Origin of the sequence: Streptomyces sp. GESEQ-35, assembly GCF_017948485.1 — a bacterium.
In the GTDB taxonomy this organism is placed as follows: Bacteria; Actinomycetota; Actinomycetes; order Streptomycetales; family Streptomycetaceae; genus Streptomyces.
Genome location: NZ_JAFFSX010000014.1, coordinates 13,714 through 33,480, shown reverse-complemented (window position 1 = coordinate 33,480; position 19,767 = coordinate 13,714). Strand labels below are relative to the sequence as shown.

Sequence of the window (19,767 nt, the reverse complement as noted above, 5' to 3'; positions counted from 1 at the left end):
TCCTCCACTGGGTGCGGGACTCCTCCCCTCCACGCTAGGAAGCCGGGCTCAGCTCCGGAAACACGCGATCGGCATGGGTGCCATCCGCGGCCGCGATCTCCCGCGGCACGGGCTCGTCGTCCAGTGCCGCACCCACCGCCCGCACGGTCTCCCGAAGCCAGCGGTGTGCCGGGTCGGCGTGCCGGTTGTGATGCCAGTGCATGGCCTCGACCAGCGGTACGTCCGGGAACGGCGTCGGTACGACGGCACAGCGCGCGAAACCCTCGTAGCGCCGGGCGAGCCGCTCTGGCACCAGGGCGACCAGGTCGGTGCCGCCCACCAGGAACGGCAGCACACTGAATCCCGGCGCGCTGACCTGCACCCTGGGCACGATGCCCAGGGTCTCCAGCTGGCGGTCCGCGGGCGTGAGGCTCTTGCCGAACGCGGACGCGGCGTGCGGCATCTCGGCCAGATCGCCCAACGTGAGCCGACCCTCGGCCAGGCGCGGATTGTCGGGGTCGACGATGCACACGAACCGGTCGTGCATCACGGCCTCGCTGATCCCGGGCAGCCGGTAGCCGAGCGGCACCACCATCAGGTCGTGGCAGCGCAGATGCGTCTCGTTCTCCGGCTGGCCGTGCACGAGCGGGTGGAAGTCGATCCGTACGCCCGGCGCCTCGCGTGCCAGGGCCCGCAGCAGCGGTTCGACGAGCACCGTCATGACGTAGTCGGACATCACGATCGAGAAGCGCTGCCTGCTCCGGGCCGGTTCGAAGTGCCGGGTCAGCGACAACGCCTCCTCGGCCTTGTGCAGGGAGGCCTGGACGACGGGCAGCAGTCGTTCCGCGAGCGGGGTGAGCTCGTACTCGCGGCCCACGCGCACCAGCAGCTCGTCGTTGAAGTGCCGGCGCAGCCGGGCCAGCGAACCGCTCATCGCGGACTGACTGGTGGAGAGACGGACACCCGCGTGCGTGACGTTCTTCTCCTCCAGAAGTGCTTCCAACGCCACCAGAAGATTGAGATCGATCGCTCCGAGACCCATACAGGTTCCTTCCGGCTGCGTCCTTGAAGCTCGGTGGAATCGGAGCGTAACGACCGGGTTCCGTCCGAGGAAGACTCCGGGAAGCAACACACAGGGATCCGATGGCAGCCATCGGATCCCCGGATATGAGCAGGTCACGAAGCTATGGGCGGGCTGTGCGCCCGCGCTTTCGGGCCCGCGGCAGATACACGTCGCTCCGCCCCGGGACGACCCGGTTGGAGAGGGTGCCCAGCCGCTCGACGGTCAGCGTCACCTCGTCCCCGGCCCGCAGCGGCGGCGGAGTGCGCTCGCCGAGGCGGCCCCAGAACTCCGCCAGCGCGCCCCATCCGCAGGTCCCCGAACCGAGAATGTCCCCGGGCCGCACCCAGGTGTCCCGGGCGGCGTAGGCGACCATCTCCTCGAACGTCCACGACACGTTGGCGAGCGTGTCCCGCCCGATCAGCTCGCCGTTCAGGGTGACCGTCATCTCCAGGTCGAGGAAGCCGTCCGCGTCCCGCCGGTCGTCCACCTCGTCCGCGGTGACCAGGTACGGGCCGAGCGTGTTGGCGAAGTCCTTGCCCTTGGAGAAGCCGAGCCCCAGGTTCTTCTCCGGCTTCTGCAGGTCCCGTGCCGACCAGTCGTTGAAGACCAGGTAGCCGACGATGTGCTCGCGTGCCTGCTCGGGGGTGAGGTCGCGGCCCTCGCGTCCGATGACGGCGCCGACCTCCAGCTCGAAGTCGAGCACCGAACAGCCCGCCGGGATGGGCACCTCGTCGTGGGCGCCGCATGCCGCATGCGGGTTGGTGAAGTAGAAGTTGGGCGCCCGATACCACTCCTCGGGCACGTGCTCCAGCCCGTCCAGCGCCTTCGACACACCCTCGATGTGTGCCTCGAAGCCGACGAAGTCACGGATGGCCGGGGGCCTGAGCGGCGGCAGCAACCGCACCTGATCCACCGTCAAGTCACTGTGCCGGCGCAGCGCTTCGGTGCCCGCGGCATGCAGCACATCCTGTTCGAGGAGGGTCAGGACGGTGATGCCCTCGGGCAGCGGATGGATCACGCCGTCCCGCACCGTACCCGCGCGCTCCACACCCTCGTACTCATACGTCGCGAAACGCATCGGCTCAACGCTCCCAGTGGTTGGTGTTGGTGACGTTCCCCGTGCTCAGACAGCCCGCGAACAGACCCTTCGGGTCACGCACGGCCCGGATCTCCTGGAGCCGGCGCCACTGCGCGTCCCCCATGAACTTCAGCTGCCGGACCGTGAAGTCCGAGTCCCCGAGGTACTGGCCCGCCGTCACCGGCTCCATCGCCGCCATCGCCCCGTCGAGCCAGGCACGCAACTCGGCGTCGCGCTCCGGCTCGTCGTGCACGACGTAGGTGGCGCAGTAGATCTCCGACTGCAACGAGAAGGCCATGTCGGGCAGTTCGCGCAGCGGGGCCATGGAGAACCAGATCGTGAAGGTCTGCCGGGTGGGGTGCTCGGTGAACGCCTTGCGGATCGCCGGGACGACCTGGTCGGCGGGCCCGGTCAGCCAGGCGTTGTCGACGAGATAGCGGTGGTCCTCCGGATTGGCGGTCCGCTGGCCCTGCAACTGCTCGGCGAGGGTGGTCGGTTGGGCCTCGACGCGGAAGAGGGCACGGTCCGCGTACGGGTTGGCGTGCAGCGGGGCCAGCGCCTCGGCGGCCTGCTCCGGAGTGTCGGTCATCGACACTCCCGTGACCAGCAGCACCGGCCCGTCGAAGCCGGGCAGCGGCGGTGTCTGCGTGAGCGCGACGATCTCCACCAGGTCGGAGACCGTGTGGTGCATTCCGTGCAGCCATGTCATCACCTCGTCGAAGAGGTCGAGCGGATACGCGTGCACGGTGTGCGCCAGATGCCCCGGCAGCGGACGTGTCCGCAGATGGAAGCGGGTGACGACGCCGAAGAATCCGGGCCCCGCGCCGCGCGCCGCCCAGAACAGGTCGCTGTTCCGCGTCCCGTCGGCACGCACCAGCTCGCCCTCGGCGGTGACGACGTCGATCGCGACGACGCTCTCCGCCGCCCAGCCCCAGCCGCGCGCGTTCCAGCCCTGCCCGCCCTGGAGCAGGAAGCCGCCGATGCCGACGGACGGACAGTGGCCGGCGTTGAAGAAGCGCCCGAACTCGCCGAGATACGGGTTGAGTTCGTCGCCTCCCTTGACGCTGGGGGTCGCCGTCGCCAACCCGGTCCGTGGGTCGTACGCCATCTCGCGGAAGTCCCCGAGGTCGATCAGCAGCGCCTCCTCGCGCACCGACCAGGCGGCCCAGCTGTGCCCGCCGGAGCGGACGGCGACCTGCCAGCCGCGCTCCAGGGCGAGCCGTACGCCTTCGACGACGTCCTGCTCGGTCGCGGCTTCGAGGACGGCGGCGGGCGTACGGTCCGACGGGCGGCGCGCGTTGAAGACCCGCCCGAAGCAGGCCTCCTCGAAGCTCTGGTCGCCGGGGAGGTGGAGGGTGCCGGTGAAGTTCATCGTCGTACTCACTTGACCGCGATCGGGTTGACCGGGGCTCCCACCGCTCCGGTCACCGGAAGCGGCGCCGCGACCAGCAGGAACTCATGGACACCGTCGGCCGCACAGTCCTCCGCCAGTGCTTCCAGGTCCCACATCTCGCCCAGCGGGAGGCCCATGTTCGGGATGGCGATCTGGTGCAGTGGCGACATCGCGGGCTCGGCGAACTCGTACGGCCGTACCTCGAGTCCCCAGGTGTCGGTGGCGATCGCCGCGATCTCCGTGCGGTGCAGCCAGCCGAGGGTGGTGAAGGAGAGGCCGGGCGCGTCACCGGCGGCGTAGCCGCCCCAGTCGCCCAACCGCCGTACCCGGCCGAGCTGTCCGGTCCTCACGAGCACGAGGTCGCCGCGGCGGACGGTCGAGGTGGCGCCCTGCGCTTCGATCGTGGCCCGCAGGTGTTTCTCCAGAATAGGGAAGCCGTCCGGGAGTTCGCCGTCGCCGACGGCCCGGCCCACGTCGAGGAGGACTCCGCGGCCGGTGAAGGCGTCCTTCATGTGCTCGATGCCGGTGACCGAGTCGCCGTTGCCGTTGACGATGGTGCACGGACGGCCGTTCCAGGCCTGCTTGTTGTCGTAGATGTGGCCGAGCCCGTCCCACTGGGTGGAGGCCTGTAGCGGCATCACGATGTGGTCGTCCGCGCCGCCGAAGCCGTGCGGGAAGCCCTGTGTGCCGGCGGCCGCGTCCGAACCGGTGTCCTTCATGTAGTGGACGGGGTTGATCCGGCCGCGGAAACCGCGCTGCGGACCGTCCTCGTTGAACTCCTGGGACAGCGAGAAGGCCCGCCCACGCCGGACCAGGCCCGCCGCGTGCGCCCGTATCGCGTCATCGATGAAGTTGAGCGTGCCGAGCACGTCGTCCTCGCCCCAGCGTCCCCAGTTCCGGTACGCGGAACGGGCCTTGGCGAGCTCCTCCTCGATAGGGCCGAGGCTCATCGGATACGTCCTTTCAGCAGCAGTTCGAGGGCATTGCCCCCGGCGACGGCGGCACGGTCGGCCGGGGACAGCCCGGCGGCGTCCAGACGGGCCAGCGGGTCGTCGACGCCCATGTCGAAGGGGAAGTCCGTACCGAGCACGACCCGGTCGGCGCCCACCTCCTCGACCAGGTGGCGCAGGGCGCGCGGGGTGTAGACCAGCGCGTCGAACCACATGCGCCGCAGATACGCACTCGGCGGTTCGGCGCAGCCGTGCGCGTCCTCACGGACCTGCCAGGCGTGGTCGGAGCGCCCGATGTACGTCGGCAGATAGCCGCCGCCGTGCGCGGCCACCAGTTTCAGGTCCGGGAAGCGGTCCAGGACGCCGGTGAAGATCAGATGGGAGAGCGCGACCGTGGTCTCGGCCGGCTGGCCGACGGTGTTGCCGAGGTAGTGGGTCGCCAGTCGCTCGCCGAGTGAGCAGCCCCACGGGTGCACGAACACCACCGCGCCCAGTTCTTCCGCCTTCCGCCACACCATGTCGTGGGCGGGGTCGGCCAGTTCGCGGCCGTCCACGGTCGTGGAGACGCTGATGCCGTACAGGCCGTAGTCGGAGACGGCCTTGTCCAGCAGGTCGACCGCCAGGTGCGGGTGCTGGAGGGGCACCGTGCCGAGCCCGTACAGGCGGTCCGGTTCGGCGAGGCAGTGCACGGCCACCGCCTCGTTGACCGTGCGGGCGAAGCGGTGCGCGAGATCCGGGTCGGCCCAGTAGTGGTGCATCGGCATGGGGCCGACCACCTGGATGTCGATGCCCATCGCGTCGAGGGCGGCGAGCCGGGCGGTCGCGTCCGTCAACATCGGCGCCAGGCGGTGGAGTTGGGCACGGTTGACGTTCAGCGAGGCGGGGGAGTGGGCGCGCTGTTCGGCGGCACGTTCCGCGGCGAGACCCTGAGCGCCCGCGACCAGCTCTTCGGCGGCGGGCACGGCCAGGTGACCGTGGAAGTCGACCGTTGGTGTACTCATGCCGCCGCCGTCAGTGAGTCCAGCGTCTCGGACATGATCCGCGCGGGGTCGGCGCCGGGCGTACCGGGGTTGATCTCCCACTGGGCCAGCTGGAGCGAGTTCTCCAGAACCATGCGGACACGGGGCAGCCGCCGGTCCATGAAGTGGTCGAGGGCCTTCTCCACCGGCTCGCCCCCGCGCACCAGTTCCGCCAGGAGCACCGCGTCCTCCATGCACATGGCGGCACCCTGCGCGATCAGCGGCGGACAGGCGTGCGCCGCGTCGCCGATGACCATCACGCGGCCGCGGTGCCAGGGCTCGGCGACCAGGATCGACTCGATCCACCGGTAGTCGACGGCCGTGTCCTCGGGCAGCGAGGCGAGGATCCGGCCCCAGGTGCCGCCGTATCCGGCACCGCGTTCGCGCAGCAGGGAGAGGGACGCGCGGGGGCCGACGAGGGAGGCGTCGAGGTTCTCGTCGAGGAGGTACGCGTAGCACTGGTCGGCGGAGATGGGGCTGTAGCCGGCCTTGAAGCGGGGGCCGCCGTAGTACACCTCGGCGCAGTCCATCTCGGCGGGCCTTCCGGCCACGACCCGGAAGATCGACATACCGACCGGGCGGGGCCGGACGTCGATGCCGATCAGCGCCCGCATCCGCGAATGGATGCCGTCCGCGCCCACCACCAGGTCGTACGCGCCCGCGGAGCCGTCGGTGAAGGTCACGTCCACGCGGTCGGGCGACGGGTCGAGGCGGTCGACGGTCACGCCGAGGCGGACGGTGACGCCGTGCGCGTGGACCGCGTCGCACAGCGCGTCCTGGAGGTCCGAGCGCAGGGCGCCCGCCGTCGACGGCAGATCGGGACCGCCCGTGTGCGGGGTCGGCAGCTCGGTGATCAGCCCGCCGTCGGCGCGGCGCAACCGCATCCGGTCGAAGGGCACCGCGCGGTCCAGCACCCGGTCCAGCACGCCCACCGAGCGCAGCGCCTTGAGTGCGTTGCCCTGGAGCGTGATGCCATGGCCGACACCGAACCACTGGGATGAGATCTCGACGAGCTCGACCTCGGCGCCCCGCTGGGCGAGCGCGAGACACAGCACGCTTCCGGTGATGCCGCCGCCGACGACGAGCACCTTGTGTACGGGCATGGGGGATCCTTGCGAACGTAGAAGAGGACGTCAGGGTCAGCCGCCGAAGCGCGGGCCGAGCTCGTGGTAGTGCTCGACGGCCGGCGGCTCCGCGAAGAACGGGCCGACCAGGGCCCGCCAGCGCTGGAAGCGCCCGGACTCCCTGAAGCCCACGGTGTGCGCCTCGACCGACTCCCAGCCGACCAGCAGCAGAAAGGTCCGCGGCCGCTCCGCGCAGCGCAGCAGCTCGGCCCAGCGGAAGCCGTCGGCCTCGGCGAGCACCTCGCGGGCCTTGCCGAAAACCTCCTGGAACTCCGCCTCCCGACCGGCTTCGACGGTCAGCTCGGCATGCTCGACAACCACGGTGATCTCCTCGGGACGGCGGTGCTCCGAGCCTGCGTGGCGGCCGACGCGAGGGTCAACGGATCGAGGCATCGGCAAGGGGGACGTCATCCATCCCGTAGGGCGATGGAGCAGCCGTCGAGGGCCCGGGCGGCGGGTGATGGCAGGCATCGCGGATGTCCATTTCCGCCCGCTCCACAGGGTGCCTAGCGTCGGAGCCGAGCAACCCACCCGTACGAGGAGAGCGCCCGTGTCCGATCCCCTGCCCACCCACGCCGGACCGTTCGCGCTCGGCACCTTCAGCAGCAGCGCTGGCGTCTTCCCCGGCCTGGTCGCCGGGACACGCGTGCGTGATCTGTCCCCCGAAGTGGCGTCCGTCCGCGCCCTGGTGGAGGACTGGGACACCTGGCTGCTGCGGCTGCACGACCTCACCCGGTCCGCGGAGGGCACCTGGCACGACCTGGCCTCGCTGCACGTCCACGCACCCCTCGAACCGGGCCAGGTCCTGCAGAGCGGCGCCAACTACCGCAAGCACGTGGTCGATCTGGTCGCCGCCGAGAAGGAGAGCGTGCACGGCGCCACCCCCGAGGAGGCCCGCGCCGACGCCGAGCGGATGATGGACGAGCGGATCCGGAACGGGGTGCCGTACGTCTTCCTGGGCTCGCCGCGCGCGATCTGCGGTCCGTACGACGACATCGTGCTGCCCGCGCTCGGCGAACAGCACGACTGGGAGCTGGAACTCGCCCTGGTCATCGGGAAGTCGGGCAAGGACATCTCCGTCGACCGGGCGATGCAGCACGTCGCCGCGTACACCGTCTGCAACGACCTCACCACCCGCGACCGTCTCTACCGGCCCGACCTCAAGGCCATCGGCACCGACTGGTTCACCGCGAAGAACGCCGACACCTTCCTGCCGACCGGCCCCTTCCTCGTCCCGGCCGCCTTCGTCGGCGACCCGTCCGGCCTGCGGATCACGCTGCGGCACAACGGGGTCGTACGGCAGGACGAGACGACCAGGGACATGATCTTCGACATCCCCAGGCTCATCGCGTACGTCTCCACGACCACCACCCTGCGCCCCGGAGACCTCCTGCTCACCGGATCCCCGGCGGGCAACGGCGCGCACTGGGGCGTCTTCCTGAAGCCGGGGGACGTGGTGGAGGCGGAGATCACGGGACTGGGCCGGCAGCGCAACACCGTCAGGAGCGGACAGTGACCCCCTTCCAGCCCATCACCCATCTGCGCCATGTCGACCTCGCCGTACCGGATTTCGACACCCAGCGCGCCTTCTTCACCACCACCTGGGGTCTGACCGAGGTGGTGAACGACACCGGGCTCGCCTTCTTCGCCGCCGAGGGCAGCCCCGAGCAGTACATCGTGCGGATCCGCAAGGACGAGCGGAAGCGGATGGACCTGGTGGCCTTCGGGGCGGTCTCGCCGGCCGCGGTGGACGAGCTGGCGGTGCGGCTCGGCCGGGCCGGAGTCCAACTCATCGACGATCCCGCGGAGTTGGAGACTCCGGGTGGCGGCTACGGCTTCCGTTTCTTCGACCCCGACGGGCGCGCCGTGGAGGTCTCCGCTGACGTCGCCACCCGCACCCACCGCAGGGTCGAGGAGCGCGAGGCGATTCCCGTACGGCTCTCGCACTGCGTGGTCAACTCCCCGGACCCGGAGGCGCTGCGGGACTTCTACGTCCGGCATCTGGGCTTCCGGCTCACCGACACCCTGTACTCGACGCACATGGGCGACCTCATGTACTTCCTGCGGTGCAGCCCGCTCCACCACTCCTTCGCCATCGCGCGCGGGCCACACGTGGCGCTGCACCACGCGTCGTTCGAGATGCGGGGCGTCGAGGAGTACATGCGGGGCACGGGGCGTGCACTGCGTGCCGGGACCCGGCTCACCTGGGGGCCGGGCCGGCACCTCGCGGGCGACAACACCTTCTCGTACTTTCACGACCCGCACGGCAATACCGTCGAGTACACCACCGAACTCGCCGTCCTCGAAGAGGACCTGTGGCACCCGGGCCGCCATGACGTCGCCGACCCGATGACCCAGGACCAGTGGGGCACCGCCGACCCGATGAGCGAATCGGTAGCCAAGGAGCAGTTCAACGACCCCGACGTGCTCTTCGAAGCGCCCCCCGTCTGAACCCACCTCACCGAGAAGGGCCGTATCCGTGGCAAGGACCCTGAAGCACGCCGTGTCCAAGGCGGAGGTCACCGCCTCCCGCGTCGAGCTGTTCGAGGGACACGCACGCTCCGGCGACGTACGGGCCGCGAAGGCCGCGGGCGACGAGCTGCCGTGGAACCGCGCATGACCCTGCGGGGGCGTACGGCACTGATCACGGGCGGGGGAGGACCGCTGGGCCGGGCGTTCGCCCTGGCCCTGGCGGACGCCGGGGCCAGGGTGCTGCTGGTCGGCCGGAACGAACGGGCTCTCGCGGAGGCGGCGGCCAAGGTGGGCGGAGCGGCCCGTACGGCGGTGTGCGACGTCTCCGACCCCGCCTCCGTGCAGGCGCTGTCCGTCGAACTCGCCGACGAGGACGTGTCGTTGCTCGTCAACAACGCGGGCGTAGCGGGCCCGGTGAAGCCGCTCACCGACATCGAACCGGACGAGTGGGACGACGTGTTCGCGGCCAACGTCCGCGGCGTCTACCTCATGTGCCGGGCCTTCCTGCCGCCGATGATCGCGGCCGGACGAGGAGACATCGTCAACGTCGCCTCGGTCAGTGGCAAGCGGCCCCTGCTCAACCGCACCCCCTACACCGCCTCCAAGATGGCGCTGCTCGGCCTGACACGGACCCTGGCAGGAGAGGTCGGCCCGCAGGGCATCGCGGTCAACTCCCTTTCCCCGGGCCCGGTGCGGGGCCCGCGCATGGACCGCAATTTCCGGCTCACCGCCGAATTGACCGGCTGCACCGTCCAGGAGGCCGAGCACGACTTCGCCTCCCGCGCCGCCCTCGGCCGGCTCGTCGAGGGACACGAAGTGGCCCGCGCCCTGGTCGCGATGCTCGCCATGCCCGGGTTGTGCGGGGCCGACATCGACCTGTCGGCGGGCATGATCGCGCCCGCCTGACCACTCTGTGTGTTCGCCATGAAGCAGGCGCCGTGATCCGAGGCATCGGGAAGCGGTATGTGTGTGCGCACCGCCTATTCCCTGCTGGGAACCGCTGATTCACTCCCTCGTGCGCACCATCGGTGCCTGCGCCGACCCGCTTCTATGACGGTCGGTCGTCACTCTGCGCGACGGCGCACTCAACCCCTGGGAAGGCATGCCATGACGCTGTTCACCCGACGCTCCGTCCTCATCGCCGGCACCGCCACGGCCGGCGCCCTGCTGATCCCCGCGGCCCCCGTGACCGCAGCGCCGGGCAGGACGATCACGGTCGGCTCCGGTGAGGCGTACGAGATTTCCGCGACGACCCGGGTGGCCCGGCTCACCATCGCCGACGGCGGCAGGATCGTCGCCCCCGAGGGCCACAGCCTCACCCTCACCGTCGACGGTGTCGAGACCGGCCAGCTCCTGACCGAGACCGGCGGTACCGCCACACTCATCCAGGCCGGGACCTACCGCGGTGCCGTCGTCCTCACCGTCGCGGAGGCCAACGAGGTGACGTACGAGACGCTCACCTTTCCCTTCCGGCAGGCGGTGTACGTCAGCGGCGACGGCATCGTCCGTGAGAAGTCCGTCCTCGCCGCCGCGCTCGGCGGACGCCTCACCGACTCCCTCGCCCGCAACGTGTCGATCACCTCGACCGGCGAGTGCTTCGACGGCGTGTATGTGCAGGATGCCGCGTACACGCTGGAGCGGCCCACCATCTCCCTCACAGGGAACGGACGTTGCGACTTCGCCGGCTACGGTGCCGCGGTGGTCGGGAACGGCTCGGCGACCAGGCTGACGGTGGACGGGGCACGGATCGGCACCGAGGGTGTCGTCCGCACGGCCGTGATCGCCGACGGCGGCGCCAGCGTCGTCGTCAAGAACTCCGTGCTGCGCACCCGCAACGGAGTGCTGCCCGCCGACTACGAGGCCACCGTCGAGACCCCCTACATGCAGTCCGTTCCGTGGATGCTCGGCCTGGACGGCAACGTCCGCGCCACCAACCTCATCGGCGCGAACAGCAAGGCCACCTACCTCAACTCGACCGTCTTCTCCGAGACGTGGGGTGCCCTGTCGGTGGAGGGCGGCAGCGGCCTCCAGCTGGCTGCGATCAACAGCCACATAGGGAACACGGGGGAGTACGGCTACGGCACCTACGCCATCGGGGACGCGATCGTCCGGGTGCTCGGCTCGCGGTTCGAGGTGGGCAGCTACGCGACGATCATCGCGGGCCCGGCGGCCGTCGTGCACTACGGCGACAGCACCCGCGAGGCGGTCGCCGATCTGAACACGGAACTCGAACTCGGCCTCGGCGTCGCCGAGTTGGCCGCCCTTCCGGTCCGTACCACGACCGTGAACTCCGGCCACTTCGGCTATATGTTCTTCGGCGCCGGCTCGCTCACTGTCGACGGCGGCACCGTCGTCAACTCCGAGCGGGCCACCTTCCTCAACAAGGGCCAGCAGACCACGATCACCGTCGACGGCTCGCGCGGCGCCCGTCTCAACCCGCGCGACGGGGTCATCCTTCAGATGATCGAGCTGGACGACCCGGGCCCGGTCGACGTCGACGGCAAGATGATGAACGTCGGCGTCTACACCGAGCCGGCCGACGACCCGGCCAAGGACGCCTCCTTCGACGTGAGCGCCGTGCACACCGCGGACGGAGCCGCCACCTTCACCTCCATCGAGCTGAAGGGGGACTTCCACAACGGAATGCGCACCGGCAAGAACATGGTCCTCACCTTCGAGGACTCCACCGTCCAGGGCGTCATCTCCGCGACGAAGGCCGTGCACCGGGTGTCGACCATCGACTCCTCGAACTTCTACGAACTGGGCATCGTGACCAACACCGCGCGGGCCGCGATCAACAACGGTGTGATCGTGACGCTGGACAGCGGCTCCACCTGGACGGTCACCGGCACGTCGCACCTGACCGGGCTCGTCCTCGCCGCCGATGCCGTGGTGCAGGCCCCGAACGGCAGGGAGCTGACCATGACCGTCGACGGCACCGAGACCCCTGTCACCGCCGGGCGGACCTACACGGGGGCGATCACGGTCGGCATCGTCTGAAGCCTCGCAGCGCCGGGAGCGCCTTCCGGTAGGACACTGGTGAGTGTGTTGTCGGCGCTGGCAAGGGGGTGTCGACCGATGGCGAGGACAGAGCGTCTGACGGTGCGGATGTGGCGGTGGCGGCGCAATCCGCTCCGGCGGCGAATCGATGTGGTCGAGGCCTGGCTCGTGCTCTGCGCGTGGATCCTGGCCGGCGTCTGTGCGGTGCCGGCGGGTCTGGCGATCCGGGCCGTCATGCAGCACGACCTCGACCAGCAGCGGGCGGAGCGGCAGGAGGTCACCGCCGTCCTCGTCGAGGACGCGGGAGACAAGCCGACCGCGAGCGAGGCCGACGGTGACCTGGTGTGGGCCGAGGCCCGCTGGACAGCGCCGGACGGTCAGCCCCGTACGGGCCTGACCAAGGTACGGCCCGACTCCCCCGCCGGGTCCCGGGTGCCGGTCTGGACCGACCGGTCCGGGATCATGGTGGCCCAGCCCGTGTCCCCAGGTGAGGCCAGGCTCCAGTCGGCCCTGGCGGGCGTCCTGGCCGGGGTGGTCGTCGGCGCGGTCGTGATCGGCGGTGCCTATGGGGCTCGCGTGGTGCTGGACCGGCGGAGGATGGCGCAGTGGGAGGCCGAGTGGGAGCGTGTCGACACCCGGCGGGGCGGCAGGACGGGCTGAGAGGGGCGTCATGGACGAGCGCCGCCGGCTCCTGTGCCGGGCGTTTCCCGCTGTCCCGTTCGCCTAAGCTGACGCGGATGTTCAGCCCCGAAGGCCCCAGTCTCCGCGAACTCGCCGTCCAGGCACTGTCGTCCGTCGAGCGCGGCTACGACCTGCTCGCCCCGAAATTCGATCACACCCCCTTCCGGACCCCGGATTCGGTGCTCGACGCGGTCGTGCGGGCGCTCGCCCGGATCGGCCCGTTCGACGCCGGACTCGACCTGTGCTGCGGCACCGGAGCGGGCGTCGGCGTGCTGATGCGGGTGTGCCGGGAGAGCGTCACCGGGGTCGACTTCAGCGCCGGGATGCTCGCCGTGGCACGGGAGCGGACGCGGTCTGCCGGGCCGCGTGTCGACTGGGTCCGCGGGGACGCCCGTGCGCTGCCGTTCGGCCCCGTCTTCGATCTTGCGGTGAGCTTCGGGGCGTTCGGGCACTTCCTGCCCCGTGAACTGCCCGGACTGTTCGCGCAGGTCCACTCCGTGCTGCGGCCGGGCGGCTGCTTCGCCTTCCCGGTGGTCGCGCCGCCGCCTCCGGCCTCCCGCGCCTACTGGATGCTGCTGGGCTTCGACGCCGTGATGCGCGTGCGCAACGCCGTGTGGCGGCCGCCGTTCGTCATGTACTACCGGGCCTTCCGGCTCGGGGACGTACGGCGGGAACTGGAATGGGCGGGGTTCGAGGTCGACCTCCAGACCCTGCCCGAATTCGGGAGGCGACCGGATGGCAGCCCGCGCGTGCGGATGGTCGTGGCGCGACGCAGGGCGACCTAGTGGGTTTGAATTTCCCATCCATGGGTTTGTTTTTCAAACTCACCTGGTTATGGTGAGGACGTGACCATGACGACCGACACCGACGTCCGTATCGACCCTCTGTGGTGGTCCTGGGAGGGAGCGCACGGCGGCCACGCCGCAGCCGTCGCCCTGGCCGCCGTACGCGACAGATTCGCCGGCGGAGCCCAAGCCGTCCGCACTCTGACCACGCACTTCCTGGCTCCCGTCGACACCCGCCCGCTGCACTTCTCCGGCACCTCGCCCGCCGCGGGCCGACGCACCGCCACCTGTGTCTTCACCGGTCACCAGGGCGGGCAGCCGGTCCTCCTCGGCTCGGCGCTGTTCGGCCCGGGACGCGAGGGACCGTCGTACGACGGACAGCCCGCCCCCGACGTGCCGGGACCGGACGAGTGCGCGCAGGTCGAACTCCCCGGCCATCTCGCGCCGTTCGCCAAGCAGCTGGAGATCCGCCCCGCCACCGCGGACCTCCCTCTCGCCGGAGGCGACCGGGCCGAACTCGTCGCCTGGGTGCGCTTCTCCGACCACCGGCCCCTGGACGCAGCAGCCGTCCTCACCCTCACCGACGTGCTGCCGCCCGCCCTCTACGCGCGCTGGCGCACGCCCCGACCCGTGCCCACGGCGGAACTGACCGTGCACTTCACCGACGCCCTCGACCAGGGCGTCACGGAGGACTGGGCCCTGGTCCGCATCCGCACCGACCACGCCGGCGCCGGCTGGGCGGTCGACGACGGCGCGGTCTGGTCGGCGGACGGCCGGCTGCTCGCCCTCGGCCGCCAGTCCCGCGTCGTCCGCGCGGCGGTCAGCGCCGGATGAGGGCCGGGAGCGGTGACACCGATCGCCTCGGTCGCCGAGCTCTGAGGCGCGAGGGCGCCACACCACCCGAAGATCCGCGCCGGTCGCCGTCTGTGCCTCAGCTTTCTGGCGTGACCGTAGTGGCGCGCTTCTCGAAGGGGACATGTCTGCGCTGGTCGGCGTCCGTGCCTCAGCTTTCTGGCGTGACCGCAGTGGTGCCGCGCCTCTCGATGGAGACACGTCCGCGCTGGTCGGCGTCCGTTCCTCAGCTTTCTGGCGTGACCGCAGTGGTGCCGCGCCTCTCGATGGGGACACGTCCGCGCTGGTCGCCGTCCGTTCCTCAGCCTTCCGGCGTGACCGCAGCGCGCAACGCGCGCCCCTCGACCGAGACGAACCCGCGCTGATCGCCTCCGACTCTCAGCCCCGTCACGATGGCGCCGAAGTGTCCGGCCCCAGAAGTCACAGGTCCAGTCCCTCGGACATGCCGCCCAGCGCCAGCGCCAGTGCCGCGCCAGGGTCCAGTTCCCGGCCCTCGCGCACCGCGGTGGCGAAGCGGGCGTCGCCCAGGGCCGCGCGCAGGCGGCGCTCGTACTCCCGGTGGAAGACGGTCGTGTCGGGGCTGCCCAGCTGCGGCAGGCCCGCGGTGTGCCAGAGGCTTCTGCTGATGCCGAGGAGGCGGGCGGCGAGTTCGTCCTCGCCGCGTGCGGCCTGAGCGGCGACCAGGAGATCGGCCACGGCGGCGGCGCCGAGCCGGTCGTGCACACGCCATTTGGCGGCCAGTGCCTCGCGGGCCGTGCTCACCGCCTCGTCGGCGTTGCCCAGGCCGATTCCGGCCAGCGAGACGAAGAAGTCGCCCCAGGCCCGCATCCACAGCTCGCCCCGCTTGGCGCAGTCCTGGCGCAGCCGCTCACCGACCGTCGCACACCGCTCGAACGCGGCCTGGCCGGCCAGCAGGTATGCCTGCACGGCCAGCGTCAGCAGCTGGAAGAACTCGGCGCCGCCGTCACCCACGGGCGCCCGCCCGGCACTCCCGTACAGCACCGCGGACCGCGCGGACTCGCCCCGCACGGCCAGGCTCGCCCCGGTCAACGGCAGGGCGGGCACGGGCAGTCGGCGTTCCTCGGCGAGCCACACATACGCGGCGCTCACCGACTCGGCCGCCTCCAGGTCTTCCGGGACGACGGTGACCAGCCGGTGCGCCCAGACGGCGAGCGTGTGCTCGGGCCCGCCGTCGCGGGTGGCGCGGCTCAGCGCCCGCTCCAGGTAGGCGCGCCCCTCCTCGGTGAAACCGCAGGCGAACCAGAAGTACCAGAGGCTGCCCGTCAGTTCGAGCGCCGGCTCGGAATCGGGCGCCGCGAGGCACTCCTCGATCGCCAGGCGCAGGTTCGCGTGCTCGGCGCTCAGCCGCTCGGCCCACATCCGCTGACCGGGGCCGAGCCACTCCGCCTCGCCCTGACGGGCGATCCAGCGGTAGTAGTCCCGGTGGCGGTGTCTGAGCGCCTCCTCCTCACCGAGTCCGGTGAGCCACTCGGCTCCGAACGAGCGGACCGTGTCCAGCATGCGGTAGCGCACCGCCGCCCCGTCGTCCTCACGGGTCACGATGGACTTCTCGGTGAGCGAGGCGAGCAGCGCGAGGATCTCCTCGGCGTCCAGCGGACCGCCGTGGCACACGAACTCGGCGGCCTCGACATCCCAGCCGCCCGCGAACACGGACAGCCGCGCCCACAGCAGCCGCTCCAGCGGTGTGCACAGCTCGTGGCTCCAGCCGATGGCCGTGCGCAGCGTCTGGTGCCGGGCGAGCCGCGGCCGCGCGGGCGAGACCAGCAGGTCGAAGCGGGAGTCGAGGGCCTCCAGCAGCCGGTCGAGCGGGAACCCGCGCAGTCGTACGGCGGCGAGTTCCAGGGCCAGCGGGATCCCGTCCAGACGGGCACAGACCGCGGCCACATGGCGCCGGTTGGCCTCGGTGAGCGCGAAGGAGGGCACGGCCGCCGTAGCCCGAGCCGCGAACAGCGCCACCGCGTCGTCGCGTTCGCCCAGGGGCAGCGGCGCCACCGTCAGCAGATGCTCGCCCGGCATGCCCAGCGGCTGCCGGCTGGTTGCCATCACCCGCAGTTCCGGGACGCTCGCCAGGAGTTCCTGCACCACACGCGCGCACTCGTCCAGCACATGCTCGCAGGTGTCCAGGAGGAGCAGCAGCGGTGCCCCCGCGAGATGCTCGCCGACCGCTTCCAACAGCGGTCGCAGCGTCTGCTCGGACAACCGGGTCGCCTGCGCCATGGCGTTGACCAGCAGATCCGGATCCCGCAGCGCCGACAGCTCCACCAGCCACGTCCCGCCCGGGAAGCCGGACTGTGCGGCATACGCGGCACGCAGCGCCAGCCGGGATTTGCCGACCCCTCCGGGTCCCGTCAGCGTCACCAGTCGCTCGGCCCCCAACAGCCCCGCGATCGTGGCGAGTTCGGTCCGGCGGCCGACGAACGCGTTCGCCTCGGCGGGCAGGTTGCCGGTCCTGCCGCCCTGCACAGAGGCAGCCATCGTCCCCCCTCACCGGAACCGATGGCGGTCACCTTAACCCCTCACGGGACGGCTGCTTCCGGCGTAGCGTGGAAGCGGTCCCGGCCCACCCAGGGAGGTGCGGGATGACGGTCGTACCCGCTCTGACAACCGTGGGACAGATGCGCCACGGCGACCATCTGCTCCTCGGCTACGACACGGACGAGGAACGCGAGACCGTACTCGCCGCGTTCCTGCTCGACGGCCTGGCCAGCGGCCACCGCGGGCTCCTGCTGCCGCCCGCCGACATCCCGGCCGGCGTCGCCCTGTCCTTTCTGGAGGTGCACGGCTGCCGGGTCGACGAGGAGGTCGCGATGGGCAGGCTGTGCGTCGACGGACACCTGGCCGGCCCGGAAGGCCTGTGGGACCTCGACGAAGTGATCCGCCGCGAGGCACGCCGCGCGGTCGGCGACGGCTTCCTCGGTCTGCGGGTGGGCACGGAGACGCTGCGCGCCCAGGCCGGCCAGGCGCTCAAGACGCTGCACGACAGCGAGTTGCTGCTGGACTCCGTGTTCGCCTCGCTGCCTGTGCTCGGCATCTGCCAGTACGACCGCCGGGTCTTCGACGAGGCCGAACTCGCCCCGATCGTCGGACTGCACCATGGCCGGGTCGGCGCCGACGACATATGGCGCGACGACCTCCTCTCCATCACCCGTACCTTCGTCCCCCCGGGCCTCGCCCTCACCGGTGAGATCGACGACTCGAACGTCACCGCCGTCGCCCGCGCCCTGCACGCCGAGCGGAACCGTGCCCTGGCCCGCACCGCGCACGGGATCCGCACCCGGCTCGACCTCGGCGGCCTGCGCTTCATCGACGTGGGTGCCCTGCGCCTGCTGGTGTACTGCGCGCTCGACCTGTCCGCGGCCGGCGGCACGCTCGAACTGTCCGGCGTCGCCCCGCACATCCGCCGGGTGATGCGGGTGACCGGCTGGGACCGGGTCCCCGGCCTGCGTATCGAACCCGGAGGAGAGCTGAGATGACCCGTACGGGCTTCGTGCACCAGGCACTGTGCTACGGCTCCGACCGGGAATTCCTCACGGGCACGGCCGACTTCGTCCGCGACGGTCTCGACGCCGGCGACGCCGTCCTCGCGGTGCTGAGCGGCCACCACATCGCCCTGCTGACCGAAGCGCTCGGCAGCCGGGCGGGGGGCGTCGAGTTCGCCGACTCCCGCGACTGGTACGACTACCCGTCCCGCACCCTGGGCCGCTACCACGCCTACTGCCTCCGGCAGGGCGAGGCCCGCAGGGTCCGCGTCGTCGGCGAACCCGTCTGGAGGGGCCGCACCGACTTCGAGACACAGGAGTGGATGCGCTACGAGTCCCTCGTGAACGTCGCCTTCGCCGGCACCGCCCACTGGATCCTGTGCCCGTACGACACCCGGTCACTCGCTGCCACGGTCCTGTCCACGGCGCGACGTACCCACCCCGAACTCGCCCTGGGCGCCCGCGCGTCCGCGCCCAGCGGTGACTACGCGGACCCGGCGGCCTTCTCCGCGGAGGTCACCGCACAGCGCCGCCCGGACCCGCTGCCCGCCGGACCGGACGACATCCGCTTCTGCCGCGGCCGTTCGGCGGCCGTCCGCCACGCCCTCGCTGCGTACGCCCGCCGCCACGGCATGTCGGAGCAGCGGACGTACGACTTGGTGGCGGCGGCGCACGAGGCCGTGGTCGACGCGGTGCGCTACGGCGGTGGACAGGGCGTGGTCCGACTGCGTAGCGATCCCGACCACGTCGTCTGCGAGATCCGGGACGGCGGGGCCCACACCTCGCTGCCCCGCCCCACGTTCCCCGGCCACATCCCACCCGAGCCGCGCGCCGCGAACGGCCACGGCATGTGGCTGGTGCGGCAGTTGAGCGACCTGGTCGCCGAGCACCTGGATCCCACGGGGTCCGTGGTGCGACTGTACTTCCGGCGCTCCTGCGTGGTCAGCCCGCCGCCGGCAGTGTGAACTCGTAGACGAGGGCGTCCTGGTGGGCGTCCACGACGAGGTCGGTGATCTCCAGTGGCCGGGCGTACTGGTCGCGCACCTGTCGCGTGACCCGTACCGACGGCGTGTCCGGGAGGCGGGTGATCGAGTCCCGGTGGTGCAGGGACAGTCCCGCCTTGCGCATCCAGTCGTAGACCCGTCTCAGCTGTGCCCCGGCGGCGCCGTCGGCCCGGTCGCGGTAGCGCCCCAGCTCCTCCACCTCGGTCAGGGCCACGGCCGAGAAGGACGTCACGGCCGTGCGCAGTCCGTGGCCGTCGGCGGTGGCGGACTCGTAGCGGTGGACGAGGGTCGGCCGGTGCGGGGCGAGCCCCAGGGCCGCGGCGTGATCGGGCGGGGGAGCCTCCCAGGTGACGGTGGCCCGGCCGACGGCCGCCGGATCAGCGGTCCGGGCGCCGACCGGGAAGGCGAGCGAGGGCGGGGTCTCGACCGGCAGGCCGGGCAGCGCCGCGTGGCTGCCGCGGCGGTCGGTGGCGACCAGGCCGCCATGGCGGAGCACTTCCAGTGCCTGTCGTACGGTCTCCCTGCTGACGCCGAAGTGTCCGGCCAACTGCCGTTCTCCGGGCAGCCGTTCGCCGGGCGGGATGGTGCCGTCGCGCAGCTCGCCGAGCAACTGCGTCGCGATGCGCCAGTAGAGGGGCTGTCCTTCGCTGAGCGGATGGTCATGGGGGGTGGTGCGGGCCATGCCGCGCCTCCTGTGAGGTGACGTTCCGTAGCCGTGCGGGCTCATTGCGCCACCAGATCTAGCATTGGTCTAAACCACCAGGGAAGACCGGCTCGCCGGTTCGGCCGAAACCGTTCGGCCGCCTCGGGGGTAGAGGCCGCGGTGGCCGTCGGCCCGCCACTCGGGTGTGTCGGTCCGCGTCGCCC

The 19,767-nt window shown here is 71.3% G+C and carries 19 protein-coding genes; 10 read left to right on the top strand and 9 right to left on the bottom strand.

Annotation, left to right across the window (positions count from 1 at the left end; genetic code table 11):
- Positions 1-34: 34 nt before the first annotated feature.
- From KCH87_RS26030 to KCH87_RS26000, 7 genes are all read right to left on the bottom strand, one after another.
- Complete coding sequence (locus tag KCH87_RS26030) at positions 35-1,021, bottom strand: LysR family transcriptional regulator (RefSeq protein WP_210588679.1); 987 nt, start codon at positions 1,019-1,021, stop codon at positions 35-37.
- Positions 1,022-1,163: 142 nt separating this feature from the next.
- Complete coding sequence (locus KCH87_RS26025) at positions 1,164-2,120, bottom strand: fumarylacetoacetate hydrolase family protein (protein ID WP_210588678.1); 957 nt, start codon at positions 2,118-2,120, stop codon at positions 1,164-1,166.
- A 4-nt stretch (positions 2,121-2,124) separates the two neighbouring features.
- Complete coding sequence (locus KCH87_RS26020) at positions 2,125-3,492, bottom strand: FAD-binding oxidoreductase (protein WP_210588821.1); 1,368 nt, start codon at positions 3,490-3,492, stop codon at positions 2,125-2,127.
- 8 nt (positions 3,493-3,500) lie between these two features.
- The gene (locus KCH87_RS26015; protein WP_210588677.1) at positions 3,501-4,463 is read right to left on the bottom strand and encodes a cyclase family protein; all 963 of its coding nucleotides are present in this window, start codon (positions 4,461-4,463) and stop codon (positions 3,501-3,503) included.
- Positions 4,460-5,464: an amidohydrolase family protein gene (locus tag KCH87_RS26010; RefSeq protein WP_210588676.1), complete on the bottom strand. Its 1,005-nt coding sequence runs from the start codon at positions 5,462-5,464 to the stop codon at positions 4,460-4,462. Before KCH87_RS26010 ends, KCH87_RS26015 begins: the two co-directional genes overlap by 4 nt.
- On the bottom strand, positions 5,461-6,585 hold the full coding sequence (locus KCH87_RS26005) for an FAD-dependent monooxygenase (protein WP_210588675.1): 1,125 nt from the start codon (positions 6,583-6,585) through the stop codon (positions 5,461-5,463). Before KCH87_RS26005 ends, KCH87_RS26010 begins: the two co-directional genes overlap by 4 nt.
- Positions 6,586-6,621: 36 nt before the next feature.
- On the bottom strand, positions 6,622-6,927 hold the full coding sequence (locus KCH87_RS26000) for an antibiotic biosynthesis monooxygenase family protein (protein WP_210588674.1): 306 nt from the start codon (positions 6,925-6,927) through the stop codon (positions 6,622-6,624).
- Positions 6,928-7,156: 229 nt separating this feature from the next.
- Here KCH87_RS26000 and KCH87_RS25995 point away from each other — a divergent pair, with 229 nt between their 5' ends.
- From KCH87_RS25995 to KCH87_RS25960, 8 genes are all read left to right on the top strand, one after another.
- On the top strand, positions 7,157-8,122 hold the full coding sequence (locus KCH87_RS25995) for a fumarylacetoacetate hydrolase family protein (protein ID WP_210588673.1): 966 nt from the start codon (positions 7,157-7,159) through the stop codon (positions 8,120-8,122).
- Positions 8,119-9,057 (top strand): VOC family protein, encoded by a 939-nt coding sequence (locus tag KCH87_RS25990; RefSeq protein ID WP_210588672.1) that lies wholly within the window; start codon positions 8,119-8,121, stop codon positions 9,055-9,057. The genes KCH87_RS25995 and KCH87_RS25990 overlap by 4 nt, the downstream gene beginning before the upstream one ends.
- A gap of 28 nt (positions 9,058-9,085) precedes the next feature.
- Positions 9,086-9,226, top strand: coding sequence for a hypothetical protein (locus KCH87_RS25985; protein WP_210588671.1), 141 nt, complete (start codon positions 9,086-9,088; stop codon positions 9,224-9,226).
- Complete coding sequence (locus tag KCH87_RS25980; protein ID WP_210588670.1) at positions 9,223-9,984, top strand: SDR family NAD(P)-dependent oxidoreductase; 762 nt, start codon at positions 9,223-9,225, stop codon at positions 9,982-9,984. The genes KCH87_RS25985 and KCH87_RS25980 overlap by 4 nt, the downstream gene beginning before the upstream one ends.
- A 201-nt stretch (positions 9,985-10,185) precedes the next feature.
- Positions 10,186-12,078 carry a hypothetical protein gene (locus tag KCH87_RS25975; protein ID WP_210588669.1) on the top strand — a complete coding sequence of 631 codons (1,893 nt, stop codon included), beginning with the start codon at positions 10,186-10,188 and terminating at the stop codon, positions 12,076-12,078.
- A 78-nt stretch (positions 12,079-12,156) separates the two neighbouring features.
- Entirely contained in the window at positions 12,157-12,738 is a 582-nt protein-coding gene (locus tag KCH87_RS25970) for a hypothetical protein (protein WP_210588668.1), read from the top strand.
- Positions 12,739-12,815: 77 nt separating this feature from the next.
- Positions 12,816-13,544 carry a class I SAM-dependent methyltransferase gene (locus tag KCH87_RS25965; protein ID WP_210588667.1) on the top strand — a complete coding sequence of 243 codons (729 nt, stop codon included), beginning with the start codon at positions 12,816-12,818 and terminating at the stop codon, positions 13,542-13,544.
- 66 nt (positions 13,545-13,610) lie between these two features.
- Positions 13,611-14,378, top strand: a complete 768-nt coding sequence (locus KCH87_RS25960) for a thioesterase family protein (RefSeq protein ID WP_247196857.1) — start codon at positions 13,611-13,613, stop codon at positions 14,376-14,378.
- A 438-nt stretch (positions 14,379-14,816) separates the two neighbouring features.
- Here the strand turns inward: KCH87_RS25960 and KCH87_RS25955 are convergent, their stop codons facing one another.
- Positions 14,817-16,892, bottom strand: coding sequence for a hypothetical protein (locus tag KCH87_RS25955; RefSeq protein ID WP_210588665.1), 2,076 nt, complete (start codon positions 16,890-16,892; stop codon positions 14,817-14,819).
- 104 nt (positions 16,893-16,996) lie between these two features.
- Between KCH87_RS25955 and KCH87_RS25950 the strand changes: the two genes are divergently transcribed.
- Positions 16,997-17,890 (top strand): MEDS domain-containing protein, encoded by an 894-nt coding sequence (locus tag KCH87_RS25950; protein WP_210588664.1) that lies wholly within the window; start codon positions 16,997-16,999, stop codon positions 17,888-17,890.
- The gene (locus tag KCH87_RS25945) at positions 17,887-18,861 is read left to right on the top strand and encodes a sensor histidine kinase (protein WP_210588663.1); all 975 of its coding nucleotides are present in this window, start codon (positions 17,887-17,889) and stop codon (positions 18,859-18,861) included. Before KCH87_RS25950 ends, KCH87_RS25945 begins: the two co-directional genes overlap by 4 nt.
- On the opposite strand, the gene KCH87_RS25940 is transcribed toward KCH87_RS25945, so the two are convergent.
- Positions 18,839-19,582, bottom strand: coding sequence for a GntR family transcriptional regulator (locus KCH87_RS25940; protein ID WP_210588662.1), 744 nt, complete (start codon positions 19,580-19,582; stop codon positions 18,839-18,841). The genes KCH87_RS25945 and KCH87_RS25940 overlap by 23 nt on opposite strands.
- Positions 19,583-19,767: the final 185 nt, after the last annotated feature.

What these genes read in the sequence shown, in the direction of transcription:
- KCH87_RS25980 (WP_210588670.1), top strand. Translation starts at nt 9,223, where the DNA reads ATGACCCTGCGGGGGCGTACGGCACTGATCACGGGCGGGGGAGGACCG.
- KCH87_RS25955 (WP_210588665.1), bottom strand. Translation starts at nt 16,892, where the DNA reads ATGGCTGCCTCTGTGCAGGGCGGCAGGACCGGCAACCTGCCCGCCGAG.
- KCH87_RS25965 (WP_210588667.1), top strand. Translation starts at nt 12,816, where the DNA reads ATGTTCAGCCCCGAAGGCCCCAGTCTCCGCGAACTCGCCGTCCAGGCA.
- KCH87_RS26005 (WP_210588675.1), bottom strand. Translation starts at nt 6,585, where the DNA reads ATGCCCGTACACAAGGTGCTCGTCGTCGGCGGCGGCATCACCGGAAGC.
- KCH87_RS25975 (WP_210588669.1), top strand. Translation starts at nt 10,186, where the DNA reads ATGACGCTGTTCACCCGACGCTCCGTCCTCATCGCCGGCACCGCCACG.
- KCH87_RS25940 (WP_210588662.1), bottom strand. Translation starts at nt 19,582, where the DNA reads ATGGCCCGCACCACCCCCCATGACCATCCGCTCAGCGAAGGACAGCCC.
- KCH87_RS25950 (WP_210588664.1), top strand. Translation starts at nt 16,997, where the DNA reads ATGACGGTCGTACCCGCTCTGACAACCGTGGGACAGATGCGCCACGGC.
- KCH87_RS26030 (WP_210588679.1), bottom strand. Translation starts at nt 1,021, where the DNA reads ATGGGTCTCGGAGCGATCGATCTCAATCTTCTGGTGGCGTTGGAAGCA.
- KCH87_RS25960 (WP_247196857.1), top strand. Translation starts at nt 13,611, where the DNA reads ATGACGACCGACACCGACGTCCGTATCGACCCTCTGTGGTGGTCCTGG.
- KCH87_RS25970 (WP_210588668.1), top strand. Translation starts at nt 12,157, where the DNA reads ATGGCGAGGACAGAGCGTCTGACGGTGCGGATGTGGCGGTGGCGGCGC.
- KCH87_RS26020 (WP_210588821.1), bottom strand. Translation starts at nt 3,492, where the DNA reads ATGAACTTCACCGGCACCCTCCACCTCCCCGGCGACCAGAGCTTCGAG.
- KCH87_RS26010 (WP_210588676.1), bottom strand. Translation starts at nt 5,464, where the DNA reads ATGAGTACACCAACGGTCGACTTCCACGGTCACCTGGCCGTGCCCGCC.
- KCH87_RS26015 (WP_210588677.1), bottom strand. Translation starts at nt 4,463, where the DNA reads ATGAGCCTCGGCCCTATCGAGGAGGAGCTCGCCAAGGCCCGTTCCGCG.
- KCH87_RS25945 (WP_210588663.1), top strand. Translation starts at nt 17,887, where the DNA reads ATGACCCGTACGGGCTTCGTGCACCAGGCACTGTGCTACGGCTCCGAC.
- KCH87_RS26025 (WP_210588678.1), bottom strand. Translation starts at nt 2,120, where the DNA reads ATGCGTTTCGCGACGTATGAGTACGAGGGTGTGGAGCGCGCGGGTACG.